Consider the following 14,225-nt stretch of genomic DNA (forward strand, 5'->3'; position numbering starts at 1 on the left):
CCGTTCATCGTGTTCCGGCGAGGGTCTTGATGGCTTCGTCCATCGACGATTCACTGTCGGTGGTCAGCGCCGCAATGTTCTCGAAGGCGCGATTGACCTCGATCAGCTGGGTCATTTCGCGAATGCCGTTGACGTTCGAGTTTTCCAGATAGCCCTGCAGAATATTGCCGGACTCGCCTTCGATCGTCGGCCTCGGCCTGTCGGCCGGTATGATGCCGCTGTTCTCATAGCGGCTGAAACCCTTGGTGATATCGATCGTGAAAGTGCCGATCTTGTTAACCAGCTTGCCGTCCTGGAAGACGGAACCATCGGCGCCGACCTGCGGCGGTCCGCCTTCGCGGTTCAGCTGGATGGCGCCGCCGCCCGGATCGAGCACGGCATAGCCACGGGACGAAACCAGGCTGCCGTCTTCGCGGATGGTGAAGCGACCGTCGCGGGTGAGAACCTGACCGGCCGGCGTGTCGATGGCAAACCAGCCGTCGCCGCGGATGGCGAAGTCGAAGGTATCGCCGGTCTGCGCCAGTTCGCCGGGGCGGGTCGCCAGATAGTCGGTCCCTTGCGAGACGAAGGCGATCTTGCCGCCATTGGCCTCCGCCGTCTGGCTCATGACGTCATCGAACTTGATTTCCGTTGCGCGGAAGCCCGTCGTGTTCACATTGGCGAGGTTGTCCGCGATCGTCGTCAGACGACGGTCCAGGGCAACCTGCGAAGACAGCGCAACGTAAAGTCCGGTCTGCATTCGGTACTAACTCCCTCCGAGCTTCAGCGAATTGATGGATATGAGCAGGTCGGCGGAAATGCCGGTGCGGGACGAGGAGCCGAACACGGCGAGCGGATCGTAGCTTTCCGACGGGTTGTCGAGTTCCCACATCGCCGCGAAGCGCTCCAGGAATTTCCCGGTCTTCTCGGGATCCTGGAAATCCTTGATGTCGAGCACGCGTTCGAGATAGGCCGCCTGCTGGTCGACATCGCCTGCCGCCATCGCGTCCGGCAGACCAAGCGCGGTGCGCACGACCTGCGACAGCGCCTCGTCGGCGAGGATGTCCATCCCGCTGTTGATGCCGGATGCGCTGCGTTCGAAATAGAGCGCCAGCCGCACGCCGGTGTTGTCGTCTCCGGCCTCCTGCTCGAGGGTCTGGCGCATGTACTTGTCGACGACGCCCTGCTGGGCGCGGTCGAAAGCGGTGGCCGCCGTGTTGTACTGGGCGAAGTTCAGCGAGTCGACGAGTTCGGAATAGCGGTTGTCGCTCAATTGCTTGGCGAAGGCCGTGTCGGACGTGTTGCCTTCGGTCAGGACCTTGCGGATGAAGGCCTTGGCGTAGCCCATGTCTTCGAGGCCGTGGGCCTTGAGCGCATAATTGTACAGGCGGTCGTCGGCCATGAAATCGTCGATCGATTTCACGTTGCCGATGTTCTCGAGATAGTATTGGGTATCGCGCGCAACATTGGGCTCGGCGGCAACGCGTTTCAGCGACGCCGTCATGTCCTGCGTGATCAGCTTGTAGCTCGTGTAAGTCGTTGTCATCGCTTCGTCCGCCTTCCCAAATCCGGTTCGGTCCCAAAGGAGGGCAGGCTTTCAGGTTTCCGCGAAGGTGCCGCGATAGGCTTGTGCGAAACTGTATCCCGCCCGTGCGCAAGGTACAGCCTCACGCAAGGCAGGAATCCTAGGGTTCAAAGATGTATAAATCGGTATCCGAGAGCTTAAAATGAACATCATTATCGGACTGGTCGTGACCTTCGGCTGCATCTTTGGCGGCTATATGGCGGCCGGTGGCCATGTCGATGTGCTGATTCAGCCGTTCGAACTGTTGCAGATCGGCGGTGCCGCGCTCGGCGGCTTCATCGTCTCCAATCCGATGAAGGTCATCAAGGACAGCGGCAAGGCGATCGGCGAAGCGTTCAAATATTCGGTTCCAAAGGAACGCCATTATCTCGATACGCTCGGTGTGCTCTATTCGCTGATGCGCGACCTCAGGACGAAGTCGCGCAACGAGATCGAGGCCCATATCGACAATCCGATGGAATCCTCGATTTTCCAGTCGGCTCCCACGGTTTTGAAGAACCAGGAACTGACTTCGTTCATCTGCGACTACGTTCGCCTGATCATCATCGGCAACGCCCGCTCGCACGAGATCGAGGCGCTGATGGACGAGGAAATCGAAACGATCGCGCATGACAAGATGAAGTCCTACGACGCGCTGAGCGGCATGGGCGACGCGATGCCCGCCATCGGTATCGTCGCCGCCGTTCTCGGCGTTATTCACGCCATGGGCGCCATCAACGAGTCGCCGGAAGTGCTCGGCCACCTGATCGGCGCAGCCCTCGTCGGCACCTTCCTCGGCATTCTGATGTCCTACTCGATCATCCAGCCGATTGCGGCGGCGATCAAGGGCGTGCGCTCCAAGCAGAACCGCCTCTATATCATCGTCAAGCAGACCCTGCTCGCCTACATGAACGGCTCCGTGCCGCAGGTGGCGCTGGAATACGGACGCAAGACCATTTCTTCCTACGAACGCCCGTCCATCGATGCGGTCGAGCAGGAAATGATGAACCCCGGCGGCGGTGGCGAAAAGGCGGCCTGATAGATGTCGGAGACCATCGAACAGAAGCAAGAGGCATTCGATCCGGCGCTGCTCGCCCGCATGGTCGGCGACCTTGGCGACACCGAAACCGTCGCGAAGACCGCAGCACAGATCGGCGCGCTGTTTGCCGAATTCCTGCCCGACGTCTTCCAGAGCGAGACGGGCCGCGACATCGTCGTCGAATATGTCGGCTGCCAGACCGGCCGGCGGAACGCACTGATTGCCAATCTCGGCGAGACGGTAACGCTCGCCGACGCCGCGCTGCGCAACTGGTGCCCGCATTTCGTGCTCGTGGTTGGCAACCGGCTTTCGATCGTGCTCATGGAAATGATGCTCGGCGCCGTCACGGAAAGCATCAGCGAGCCCGCGGAGCGGGCGCTGTCGAAGATGGAACTGGACCTCTCCGTCACCCTGTTCGAGAAGATGGCGGGCGTGCTGAAATCCGGAGCCTGCGCGGACAACCGTTACGAGCCGACGCTGGAAAAGCCGCACAATGCTTCAAGCCGTCCGAAGCCGCTCGACGAGGATGACGATCCGCATTCGGCTCTCATCCGGATGAGCATGGAGCTCGGCCCCGTCAAGGCAGAAATCGGCGTCATCCTTCCGCAACGCGTGATGCTGAAGACCACGTTTGCCCTGCCGAAGGCCGCGGGCCAGGTTTCACCCGCCCACCAGGACTGGGTCGACCGCATCAACGAGCAGGTGAAGCGCTCGCAGGTGACGCTGGAAGCCCGCATCAAGCTCCAGGCCCTGTCCCTGCAGACGATCTCGAAGCTCGCTGCCGGCGACGTGATCCCGTTTCTCGACAAGAAGGACGTTCATGTCGAGGTCAATGCCAACGGCAAGGACCTCTATGTGTGCGAATTCGGGAGAGCCGGCGAGAAATACATGCTGCGGGTTAAGGACAACATCAACTCCGACGACGAACTGCTCCGGCATCTGATGAACTCCTAGCGCGCTGCGAATATGATGTTCGTGGACGGGCGACGCAGGCTCAGGGCAAGCTTGGAATGGAATAAGTAGCTTCATGGCACCGAAGAAAACACCGCTTGATGAAATGAACGAAGCCGGCAACGAAGCCGAGCTGGACGAAGCTATCGGCAACCTGCGCGGCGTGCTGCAGAGCGACGAGGCAGGCGGCCTGCCGGATATCGGCGAGTTTTCCTCCGATATCGGCAGTGATCTCGGCTCCGACTTCGGCGCGGAATTTCCCGCAGCCGGCATGGGCAATGACCTTTCCGACATCGGTTCGGACTTCGGCAACGAGTTTGGCGGGGACATGGGCGGCAGCGATTTCGGGATGATGGAAGGCGGCATCGACCAGGCGCCCGGCAGCGCGCTGTCCTCCAACCTCGACCTCATCATGGACATCCCGATCGACCTGCAGATCGTGCTCGGTTCGAGCCGCATGCAGGTCTCCGGCCTCATGAACCTTGCCGAAGGCGCAACGATCGCGCTCGACAAGAAGATTGGCGATCCCGTCGACATCACCGTCAACGGACGGGTGATCGCCCGCGGCGAGATCACCGTCCTTGAAAGCGACAGTACGCGCTTCGGCGTCAAGATCATCGACGTGATCTCTACCAAGAAGAGCTAGCAGCCAACCGGGAAGGCATGACGCCGGACTGAAGGATAAAGACCATGATGGACTTTGACGATTTCAGCAGCAGCGCGATCTCGACGCAGCCGCTGTCACAGACGGAAAAGGCCGCGGCCGTCCTGCTTGCCATGGGCAAGGGTGTTGCCGGCAAGCTCCTGAAGTATTTCACCCAGGGCGAACTGCAGCAGATCATCAGCGCCGCCCAGTCGCTGCGCAGCATTCCGCCGGACGAGCTGATCTCCATCGTCAACGAGTTCGAGGACCTGTTCACCGAGGGCGCGGGCCTGATGGACAACGCCAAGGCGATCGAGGACATCCTCGAGGAAGGCCTGACGCCCGAGGAAGTCGACGGGCTTCTCGGCCGCCGCGCAACCTTCCAGAGCCTGGAAACATCCATCTGGGACAATCTCCAGGACGCGGATCCGGCCGTCGTGTCGCGCTTCCTCTCCGAAGAACATCCGCAGACCATCGCCTATATCCTGTCGATGATGCCGTCCTCCTTCGGCGCGAAGGTGCTGATGCGCATTCCGGAAGAGCAGCGCGCCGACATCATGAACCGTACGGTCAACCTCAAATCCGTCAGCCCGAAGGCGGCGCAGATCATCGAGAACCGCGTCATGGAGCTGATGCAGGAGATGGAGAGCGACCGCAACTCGACCGGTTCGGTCAAGGCCGCCGAACTCATCAACGAAATGGAAAAGCCGCAGGTCGAAAGCCTGCTGCAGAACCTCGAGACGATCTCGGCCGACACCGTCCGCAAGGTTCGTCCGAAGATCTTCCTCTTCGAAGACATCCTCACCATGCCGGCCCGCGGCCGCGCCATGCTGCTCAACGAGATCGCCGGCGACGTGCTAACGCTCGCACTGCGGGGCGCCTCTCCGGAAATCGCCGAGTGCGCGCTTTCCGCCATCAGCCCGCGGCAGCGCCGCATGATCGAATCCGATCTTTCCACAGGCACGGCCGGCGTAAACCCGCGCGAAATCGCCATGGCGCGCCGTGCGGTCGCCCGCGAAGCTTTGCGGCTTGCGGATGCGAACCAGATACAGTTGAAAGAAGAGGGTGAAGGCGGCGCTGCCGCCGCCTGATTCGGCTGACAGGCAGGACGACGGCATGGCCGGGGTGTCCGGTGCTTGTCTCCGGCTCCCTGAAAGGACCGAGCCCTGTCTGACGATCAGGACAAAGACAGTAAAACAGAAGACCCGACGGAGAAGAAAATCCGTGATGCCATGGAGAAGGGCAACACCCCCTTCTCGCGGGAGGCGACCCTGTTTGCCGCGGCGCTCGCCGTCTATGTCTACCTGATCTTCTTCCTGCCCACCGGACTGCTTCGGCTCGGAGAATCGCTGAAGGACTTCTTCGGCCAGGCAGACCAGTGGCGCATCGAGACCGGACCGGACGTCACGTCGATCTTCGCCTTCATCGCCCGCGCTGCGGCCGGCGTGATCGTGCCGGCCTTCCTTCTCTTGATGATCTTCGGGCTGGGCTCCTCCATCCTGCAGAACCTGCCCTCTCCTGTGCTGGAGCGCATCCGCCCGCAATGGTCACGCATCTCGCCCGCCGCAGGACTGTCGCGCATCTTCAGCGTGCCCGGCTTCGTCGAGTTCGGAAAGTCGATCTTCAAGATCGTGGTCGTCGCGATCATCATGTTCTTCGTGCTGAAGAGCGAGTATTTTTCAGCCGTCGATGCCATGTTCTCCGATCCGCAGGTCATCTTCGTGAAGATGGCCAACATCATGCGCCGGATCATGGTGGTCATCCTGCTGGCGACCGCGGTTCTCGCGGCCATCGACATCTTCTGGACGCGCCATCACTGGTACGAAAAGCTGAAGATGACCAAGCAGGAGGTCAAGGAAGAGCACAAGCAGTCCCAGGGCGACCCGATCGTCAAGTCACGCCAGCGCTCGATTGCCCGCGACCGCGCCCGCCGGCGGATGATGGAGAACGTCTCACGCGCCACCCTGGTCATCACCAACCCGACGCACTATGCGGTGGCGCTTCGCTATGTGCGGGCCGAAAACGACGCACCCGTGGTCGTCGCCAAGGGCAAGGACCTGATTGCGCTGCGCATTCGCGAAATCGCGACGCAAAACGAAATTCCGATTTTTGAAGACCCGCCGCTCGCCCGTTCCATGTTTGCGCAAGTCTCGGTCGATAGTGTCATCCCATCAGTCTTCTACAAGGCTGTCGCGGAACTCATTCACCGGGTCAACGCCGCCAAGATGCGGAACAGGCGCCGGTAGAAACCAGCGGTTCGGTGGCAGCCTCCCGGGCGGAGCGCAGCATGAACGAGCAATGGCAGCAGGCGAATTTTTGCGGTCTTCCGGCCAACCGGGACCGCTGCGGCGACCAATCGCCCTGCCCCGTGCCTTGCGTTCTGACCTGACACCGCTTCAGCGCATCAGTTCCCCAAAACCATATTTCTCCACTTTACGAAACGGTCGGTTCTCCATGAGAAAATGCCCTTACTCCGCCGAAAGAGAAAAGATCATCGCCGAAGCGATCAGCCCGATTGCGACGGAACTGAGAATGATCGAAGTGGCCAATCTCGTCGCCTATCTGCACCTCGAGTGCTACGGCAACCTTTCCGACCTCGTTTCGTCAGCGGCCGAGCTCTATTTTCATCCCGGCACCGTCAATCTCGGCGTGGGCGGCGATTACAAGATGGACTGGAACAGCGTTCCGGAGGTTACGCTCGACCTGGAGATCAAGGCCGCAGGCGTCACCGCCTATACGCGCCTTTGCCTGACGGACAAGCTCGCCGGCGTGGAACTTACCCACATCGCCTTCCAGAGCCCGGCTGCCGATCCGCATCTCAACACGATGTTCCTGAAAAAGGCGCTGAACGACTGCAAGTTCGTCAAGTCGGCCGAACCGCCGCCGCAGGCGATCGCCTGCTGAGGGCAATGTCCCTTCGATCAATTTCCGATGATCAGCTGATGTAGCCGAGGCGGATCGCCTTGGCGATTGCCTGGATGCGGTTGACCGAGTCGAGTTTCACGGTCGCCGAGCCGAGATAGGCATTGACCGTGTGCACCGACAATCCCAGCCTGTCGGCGATCTCTTCACTGATGCGGCCGTCTCCTGCCAGCTGCAGGCAGGCCACTTCGCGTTCGGACAGCACCTCGGAGGGCGCAGCGCGGCGCTCGTCCTGGCCCAGCAGTTCCATCATGATCATGCAGCACTTCTCGTGCAGATCGATCAGCACGTCGCTGCTGATGTCGATGTAGTTGGCCGCGAAGATGACGAATCCATTGCCGATTGCGCCGAGACGCACGGGAAAGGCGACGCCTGAAAACGGCAGGAGCCGTGCCTTGAGCCGGACGACGAAGGGACCGGCGTCCGGCGCTTCCGCCGAACTGCTCTCGTCAGCGCCATTCCACAGGAGCGGCAGAAGCGAATTCTCGATATGCGCCAGCAGGATGTCGCCATAGGCGGCGACGAACTGGGCGGAGTAGTTCTGGTCGACCGAACCCCAGTTCTCCATCTCGCAGAAGAGGCTGCGCTTGCCTGGCTGGCTGCCGCCGATGATGCGGAACACGGCGCTGTGGCGAGCCTTGACCATGCGCTGCATGGACACCAGGTCGGGAAAAAGGTCGGAGCGGCTGGCCGCCGAGCGTGTCGGACGGTTCGGTCGCAGGTCGCCGTAGAGCATGCGTTTTTTTTCGGGCAGATATTCCATGACGCCCTCTCCGCTTCACACCAGATTGTTGCGGACCGCATAGGCGATCGCTTCGGACCGCGTCTTCGTCGCAGTCTTGCGCATGACGCTGGTGATGTAGTTGTTGATGGTGTTGCGCGAGATGCCGAGGATGACGGCAATCTCGTCGCTCGTCTTGCCCTCGGATATCCAGAACAGGCATTCGATCTCCCGCTCGGTCAGCTCGAAATCGCGCTCCTGCCGGATGTTGACGTTGTCGGTCACGCTGAAGAAGTAGCCTGTCAGCAGGCCGATATTGCGCAGGCGCTCGGGCGACAGGATCATGCCGTCCCTGTAGAGCAGCATCAGCGACAGCCTGGTCCGCCCGACGTTCAACGTCATGCTGCAGAATTCCCGGCTAAGACCGGTTCCGATGACCGCGTCTTCGGGCAGAAGTGCGAAGGCAGGCTGGAACAGGGAGAGACACTTGTCGAGTTCGGTCGAGCGGGCATAGACGCCGGCGAGCTCCGTCGCCAGGCGACGGACGAGATCGAAGGGCCAGTCCGAGGACACGATGAAGTCGAGTCCCTGCTCCTGGACGAGATCGTAGCGGGCCAGGAGAAAACAGGAGGCGCCGACATGCTGGGTGAGATAGCGCAGGCCGGTCGCGATGTCGGATGAAACGGAGAGCTGGGCAAGCTTGTTGACGAGTTCTTCCTTCGTGTCGACCCGGCCGACACCCGCATCCGCACCAACGGGATCAGTATCGTTCACAGTTCTGTCCCACTGCCCCATCATTCCGCCTCAGCTGAAAATTGAACTCCACCCGCAAGCCACGCTCAGCCTCTTCATCCTGTCGCCGCCCTTTATTCCCCCACGACAAAAGTCCGAATCCATAATCGAATCACCGTATTGTAGGACGATCTCGATCACAGGCCAGATTCGATTTTGAGGCTTCCTCCACATTCACCGGACAGCCAGGCGGCCACCGGAACCCAAAATTCCATCAATGACAAATAATAGGCCACTTGCGCCGCCATCACAAATGAAATCCCGAGCAATCCACCGCTGACGGCTCGCCGGCGATGTGCCGCCACCCTGCTTCCTGGAGCGTGCCGTGTCAGGCTGCCTCATCGATCGCCCACTTGCGCAGGATCTTTGCGGCGCGCTCTTCGCTGATTTCGACCATGCGCGACAGGCGCCGTTCCGGACCTTCCTTGACCTTGCGGTTGAAGCCGCCGCCTTCCGTGTCCATGGTGAGCAGGTCTTCGGTGCTGTCGAAGCCGAAGTCCGAACCGAAGCCTTCCATGAGCGCGCCGGGACCGGCTGCGGTATCGCCGAGAGCCGGCGAGAAATCGGGCAGTTCGAGACCGAGATCCTCTTCCAGGCCCGCCTGGTTGATGCCGGCCTGACCGCCGACGCCGATCGACTTCATCAGCGGGCGGAAGCCCATCCAGACGACCAGGAATGCGACCAGCACGAAGGCGGCGGAGTTGATGATGCCGGCCAGGTTGCGGCTCAGCATGTCCATGACGCCGGGTGCGGCCGACTCGTCGTTGAGCAGTTCGTTCTCCATGAAGTCCATGGCGGTGACCGTCACGATGTCACCGCGACTGGTATCGAGGCCGGCGGCGGAGGTGACAATCTTCTGCATCTCGGCAAGATAGGCGTCGATCTTGGCCTGATCGGCAGGCTGGCCGACCATCGCAGCAATCCGGCTCTTGTTGACGACAACCGCCACCGACATCTTCTCGACCCGGTAACCGTTGCGCACGGTCGCGACCGTCTTGCTGTTGATTTCGTAGTTGGTCTGCTCTTCCTTCTTGTCCTGCTGATCGGACGATTCCGGACCGGAGCCGCCGCTGGCATTGGCCGCCTGCGGAACGTTCTGCTCGACGGTGGCGGCGGTGTCTGCCTGCTTCTGCGAGGATTTTTGCGTATCCTTAGTGACGCGGACCGACCGTTCGACCTTCGATTCGGGATCGTAGGTGGTTTCCTGGATCTGCTGGGTGTCGGTGTTGACCGCGACGGTCACGCTGGAACGGAAGTTGTCGAGGCCAAGGAAGGGTGCCAGCGCCTTGTCGATGTTGGATTCGACTTCGCTCTGGACGTTCTCGGCAACGCCGAGATTGCGGCCGAGGCCATTGTCCCCGCCTTCCGCCCCGGACGCCAGCAACTGGCCGGCCGAATCCAGCACGGTCACGTCATCGACTTCGAGGCCGGGCACGGAGGCTGCGACCAGATGACGGATCGAAGGTGCTACCTTGCGGCCGGTCGACGAGCTGGCGCGGATCATGACGGAAGCCGTCGGCTTCTGCTCGCCGCGGCGAAAATTGCCGATATCGGCCATGACGATGTGGACGCGGGCGGCGGTGATGCCGTTGATGGCCTGGATCGTGCGGGCGATTTCGCCTTCAAGGGCGCGGACGCGCGTCACCTCCTGCATGAAGGAGGTCAGGCCAAGTGAACCGACATTGTCGAAGAGTTCGTAGCCGGCATTCGAACTATTGGGCAGGCCGCGTTCGGCCAGAAGCAGACGGGCCTTGCCCGTCATGCCCGCCCGCACCGAAATGCTGGAGCCATCCGAGCCGATCTCGAAGTCGACGCCAGATTCGGCGAGCACGAGGCTGATCTGGTTGAGGTCCTGCGCATCCAGGCCGATGTAGAGGTTTTCATAAGCCGGCTTGTTGACGAAAAAGGCGGCAGCAAGCACGAGCGCCAGCGAGACGATACCTACACCGGCCAGCGCGAGGAGCCGCGTCTTGCCAAGGGAGGCTAGGTTACGAAGTACCTGGGGTAACTGGTTCAACAGATTCATTCTGTTCTCACGCTAGGAAACTGCAAGCGGCGCTATTGGCTCAAATAGGACACTAGGCAGTGAAACTTGCGCGAACGTTTCGGGTGGCCGACCTGCGATCAAGGCACGGAGCCGGAAACGGAAAACGGCGCCCGAAGACGCCGTTTTCAAAGGAAAGTTCACATAAGCTCCGGTTGGGTCAAACCGGTGGCTTGAAAGACTTCGAATTAGAAGAGGTCGCAGTCACCGACCGCCTTGGTCAGCGGCTGGGAATGCCCGTGGCGGATGGCGCCGCCAAGCGCTCTCTGCATGTCGGCAAGCTTGACGAGGTTCAGCGCCGTCGCAAGATCAACCAGCAGGCCCTCGGGTATTGAAGCCGTCACCGTGTCGATGAATTCGGCGAGCCCGCGCGTCTTCTGCACGGCCAGATCGATACCCTGCAGCACCTTCATGCAATCGGGATGCTGCATGAAGTCGACGCCGGCAAGCTCGTGGAGCTGCGGTTCGATCCGCTCGATGAGATAGGCAACGTCATGCAGCTCAGAAACCACACGCATGAGAACGTCCGGCAGTGCATCCTCATAGGCTTTTTCGTCGGTGTTGCTGACCTGCATTGGAACCTCGTTCTCAGAAAAATTCGATGGAGTTGTCGACCGGCTTCGGCGCGACAACCGGGCGACGCTGCTCCAGCGCAACCGTCTTTTGAGTTTCGGCGCCGGTCAGCGGATGCTGGCGCGCACGGCCGCTGATCGGCCAGTATTCAAGTTTCCGGCCGTGGTCACCGCCTGTCGACGAGCCAACGATCGGAATGCCTTCATCCTTCAGGAACTGCGTGGCAAACGCCGCGTTCTGATCCCCCACATTGGAGAAGGAGGCAATGGTCTTTGCGCCGCCGAAGATTTTCGCCTCCAGCCGGTCGCGTCGGGCGCCCGCCTTCAGCAGGCCGTTGATCAGCAATTCCATCAGATGAACGCCATAGCGGGTGGCGTCGCCACCGGCGGCCAGGGACGCGGCATTTCCCGGAAGGAGGAAATGGTTCATGCCCCCGACGCCGGCGACCGGATCACGCATGCACGCAGCCACGCACGAGCCCAGGATGGTCGTCAGGACGACATCCGGATCATTCGAGATCTTGTACTCGCCTTGAATTATGTGGACTCGTTTGACTGGTGCGTCGACTGTCATTTAAGCGCTCCGAATACCGCTTCGATCGAGGCTTTCATCTTTTCGATGGTGAACGGCTTCGCCAGGACGTTGTTGGCACCCAGCTGGGCGGCCTTCTGAACCAGCGCACGGTCGCCCTGCGCGGTCAGGATGATGAACGCGGCCTTCTTCGTCGCCGGATTGCTGCGCACGGCCTGGAGCAGCCCGAGGCCGTCCATCTTCGGCATGTTGAAGTCCGAAATCACCAGGTGATGCGGCTGCTGCTGCATGATCTTCATGCCCTGCTCGCCGTCGCCTGCGGCCGTGATCTGCTTGAAACCAAGCTGGGTCAAGGCATCACTCAGCAACAGGCGGCTCGTGACCTGATCGTCGACGATCAGCACTTTTATCTTTTCCGCTAGCGACATTATTCTATCCCTTCCTTCCGGGCGGCTGTCATTTTCAATATCTCTTCCCCTATGGAGCCAAGGGGGAGCTGCTGCTCTACGGCTCCAATCTCGTAGGCAACTCTCGGCATTCCATAAACCACGCACGTCTTCTCGTTCTGGCCGATGGTGCTGGCACCCGCACGGCGCATCGCCAGAAGTCCGTTTGCTCCGTCGCGGCCCATACCGGTCAGGATGACGCCGACGGACTTGCGTCCGGCGATCTCTGCGACCGAGTTGAACAGGACGTCCACCGATGGCCGGTGACCGTTGACCGGACCGCTGTCGATCAGGCGGCAGCACGGCGCCGACGGATTGACGATCTGCAGATGGCGTTCGCCGCCCGGCGCCAGGTAGATCTTGCCGATCTCGAGGCGCGCGCCGTCCGTCGCTTCTGTGACGACCGGTGCACAGAGACGGTTCAGGCGTTCGGCGAAACTGGTGGTGAAGGTTCCCGGCATGTGCTGGGTGATCACCGTCGGCGGGCAGTTGGCCGGGAAATTCTGCAGCACCGTGATCAGCGCCTCGACGCCACCAGTCGAGGAGCCGATCGCGACGATCTTTCGGCCGACATGATATTCCGACACGGCGCGCGGCGGCTGCGGCTGCGCGGCGGGGGTGCGTATGTAGCGATGCTGCGAACGGGCGGCGGCCTTCACCTTCTCGGCGAGATCGTAGAACGGCACAGGCTCGCCGGGTGCGGGCTTGCCGACGCAATCGAAAGCACCGATTTCCAGGGCGGCCAGCGTGGCGCCGGCACCGCGATGGGTCATCGAGGAGACCATGATGACCGGCATCGGCCGGAGCTTCATGATCTTCTCCAGAAAGTCGAGGCCATTCATGTTCGGCATCTCGATGTCGAGCGTGACGACATCGGGATTGAGTTGCTTGATGGCCTGACGGGCCTCCATTGCGTCACCGGCCTGACCGATGACGGAGACTTCCGGATCGGCATTCAGGACGGCAGTGATCAGACCGCGCATGGTGGGCGAGTCATCGACGACGAGGACGCGAGCGGGCATGCTCATGCAGTTTTCCTCCCGCTCTTGCCGATATAGCGATACGTGGTGATGCCGATATTGTCGAACTCGTCCTTGGCGGGACCCGACACGCGTTCGGAATGACCGATATAGAGATGGCCGCCCAGCGGCATGAGGCCGGCAAACCGGTTCCAGATCTTCACCTGTGTCGGCTCATCGAAATAGATGACGACGTTGCGGCAGAAGATGACGTCGAACTGGCCCTTGAACGGCCACTGCGCCATGAGGTTCAGCTCGTTGAAGGTGATCAGCTTCTTGACGCGGTCGTCGATCTGCAGCTTGCGGCGGCCGTTGACGTCGACGTCCTTGAACCACTGGCGGCGCATTTCCGGCGAAATGGTGTCGGCGGACGAATGATCGTAGGCACCGGCGCGGGCGATCGCCAGAATTTTCGGGTCGATATCCGTCGCGAGGATGCGGAAGTCGTAATCTGCGATATTCGGCGCCATCGCCAGAACGGTGAGCGCGATCGAATAGGGCTCCTGCCCGTCAGAACAGGCAGCCGACCAGATGCGTACCCGACCGCCGGACTTGGCGCGCTGGATGAGATCCGGCAGGACATCGGCCTTCAGGTGCTCGAAATGATGGTTTTCGCGGAAGAACTTCGTGAAGTTCGTCGTCAGGTGCGACAGCATTTCGCGACGTTCGGGTGCGCCCTGTTCGGACGACACCAGTTCGCAATATTCGCGGAAGCCGCTGAGGCCCAGATTGCGGATGTGCTTGGATAGCCGCGAATAGACGAGCGACGCCTTCGTCTCATTGAGGAAGATACCGGCATCTGCGTAGATCATTGCGGCGATTTCGGTCAGGTCGCGCCGGGTCAGCGGATATTCGCCACTGGCCAGAACATCGTCCGCCGACTGCCTTGAATCAGGAGCACGCATTAAACTCATACGATCACACTTCCCATGCCGTCTTTGCCGATGCGGCAGCTTGCAGGTCTGTTTCTGGTCGCGACAGCCAGCTCCCCTGCTCCGGAC

General features: G+C 61.1%; 17 protein-coding genes. 6 read left to right on the forward strand and 11 right to left on the reverse strand.

What is annotated here, in order from left to right:
• Positions 1 to 4: 4 nt before the first annotated feature.
• Positions 5 to 739, reverse strand: coding sequence for a flagellar basal-body rod protein FlgF (flgF, locus tag NN662_RS15805; RefSeq protein ID WP_261931187.1), 735 nt, complete (start codon positions 737 to 739; stop codon positions 5 to 7).
• A gap of 6 nt (positions 740 to 745) precedes the next feature.
• Positions 746 to 1,525: a DUF1217 domain-containing protein gene (locus tag NN662_RS15810; protein ID WP_261931188.1), complete on the reverse strand. Its 780-nt coding sequence runs from the start codon at positions 1,523 to 1,525 to the stop codon at positions 746 to 748.
• A gap of 181 nt (positions 1,526 to 1,706) precedes the next feature.
• On the opposite strand from NN662_RS15810, the gene motA reads away from it, so the two are divergent.
• From motA to NN662_RS15840, 6 genes are all read left to right on the forward strand, one after another.
• A complete protein-coding gene (gene motA, locus NN662_RS15815; RefSeq protein WP_261931189.1) occupies positions 1,707 to 2,582 on the forward strand; it encodes a flagellar motor stator protein MotA in 876 nt (291 codons plus the stop codon).
• 3 nt (positions 2,583 to 2,585) lie between these two features.
• Positions 2,586 to 3,536 (forward strand): FliM/FliN family flagellar motor switch protein, encoded by a 951-nt coding sequence (locus NN662_RS15820; RefSeq protein WP_261931190.1) that lies wholly within the window; start codon positions 2,586 to 2,588, stop codon positions 3,534 to 3,536.
• Positions 3,537 to 3,609: 73 nt separating this feature from the next.
• On the forward strand, positions 3,610 to 4,179 hold the full coding sequence (fliN, locus tag NN662_RS15825) for a flagellar motor switch protein FliN (RefSeq protein WP_261931191.1): 570 nt from the start codon (positions 3,610 to 3,612) through the stop codon (positions 4,177 to 4,179).
• 44 nt (positions 4,180 to 4,223) lie between these two features.
• Positions 4,224 to 5,267 (forward strand): flagellar motor switch protein FliG, encoded by a 1,044-nt coding sequence (fliG, locus tag NN662_RS15830; RefSeq protein WP_261931192.1) that lies wholly within the window; start codon positions 4,224 to 4,226, stop codon positions 5,265 to 5,267.
• A 75-nt stretch (positions 5,268 to 5,342) separates the two neighbouring features.
• Entirely contained in the window at positions 5,343 to 6,422 is a 1,080-nt protein-coding gene (gene flhB, locus NN662_RS15835; protein ID WP_261931994.1) for a flagellar biosynthesis protein FlhB, read from the forward strand.
• Positions 6,423 to 6,630: 208 nt separating this feature from the next.
• Positions 6,631 to 7,080 carry a hypothetical protein gene (locus NN662_RS15840; protein WP_261931193.1) on the forward strand — a complete coding sequence of 150 codons (450 nt, stop codon included), beginning with the start codon at positions 6,631 to 6,633 and terminating at the stop codon, positions 7,078 to 7,080.
• Between the two features lie 31 nt (positions 7,081 to 7,111).
• Here the strand turns inward: NN662_RS15840 and visR are convergent, their stop codons facing one another.
• From visR to cheR, 9 genes are all read right to left on the reverse strand, one after another.
• On the reverse strand, positions 7,112 to 7,834 hold the full coding sequence (visR, locus tag NN662_RS15845; RefSeq protein WP_261931995.1) for a transcriptional regulator VisR: 723 nt from the start codon (positions 7,832 to 7,834) through the stop codon (positions 7,112 to 7,114).
• A gap of 42 nt (positions 7,835 to 7,876) precedes the next feature.
• Positions 7,877 to 8,593: a transcriptional regulator VisN gene (visN, locus tag NN662_RS15850; protein WP_261931194.1), complete on the reverse strand. Its 717-nt coding sequence runs from the start codon at positions 8,591 to 8,593 to the stop codon at positions 7,877 to 7,879.
• 155 nt (positions 8,594 to 8,748) lie between these two features.
• Positions 8,749 to 8,916: a hypothetical protein gene (locus tag NN662_RS15855; protein ID WP_261931195.1), complete on the reverse strand. Its 168-nt coding sequence runs from the start codon at positions 8,914 to 8,916 to the stop codon at positions 8,749 to 8,751.
• A gap of 23 nt (positions 8,917 to 8,939) precedes the next feature.
• Entirely contained in the window at positions 8,940 to 10,637 is a 1,698-nt protein-coding gene (fliF, locus tag NN662_RS15860; RefSeq protein ID WP_261931196.1) for a flagellar basal-body MS-ring/collar protein FliF, read from the reverse strand.
• A gap of 206 nt (positions 10,638 to 10,843) precedes the next feature.
• Positions 10,844 to 11,230 (reverse strand): hypothetical protein, encoded by a 387-nt coding sequence (locus NN662_RS15865; protein ID WP_261931197.1) that lies wholly within the window; start codon positions 11,228 to 11,230, stop codon positions 10,844 to 10,846.
• Between the two features lie 13 nt (positions 11,231 to 11,243).
• Entirely contained in the window at positions 11,244 to 11,801 is a 558-nt protein-coding gene (gene cheD / locus NN662_RS15870) for a chemoreceptor glutamine deamidase CheD (protein WP_261931198.1), read from the reverse strand.
• Positions 11,798 to 12,187: a response regulator gene (locus NN662_RS15875; protein ID WP_261931199.1), complete on the reverse strand. Its 390-nt coding sequence runs from the start codon at positions 12,185 to 12,187 to the stop codon at positions 11,798 to 11,800. Before NN662_RS15875 ends, cheD begins: the two co-directional genes overlap by 4 nt.
• Positions 12,187 to 13,233: a protein-glutamate O-methylesterase CheB gene (cheB, locus tag NN662_RS15880; RefSeq protein WP_261931200.1), complete on the reverse strand. Its 1,047-nt coding sequence runs from the start codon at positions 13,231 to 13,233 to the stop codon at positions 12,187 to 12,189. Before cheB ends, NN662_RS15875 begins: the two co-directional genes overlap by 1 nt.
• On the reverse strand, positions 13,230 to 14,138 hold the full coding sequence (gene cheR, locus NN662_RS15885; RefSeq protein WP_261931201.1) for a protein-glutamate O-methyltransferase CheR: 909 nt from the start codon (positions 14,136 to 14,138) through the stop codon (positions 13,230 to 13,232). The genes cheB and cheR overlap by 4 nt, the downstream gene beginning before the upstream one ends.
• Between the last annotated feature and the right edge of the window lie 87 nt (positions 14,139 to 14,225).

Origin of the sequence: Rhizobium sp. NRK18 (genome assembly GCF_024385575.1) — a bacterium.
In the GTDB taxonomy this organism is placed as follows: domain Bacteria; phylum Pseudomonadota; class Alphaproteobacteria; order Rhizobiales; family Rhizobiaceae; genus JANFMV01.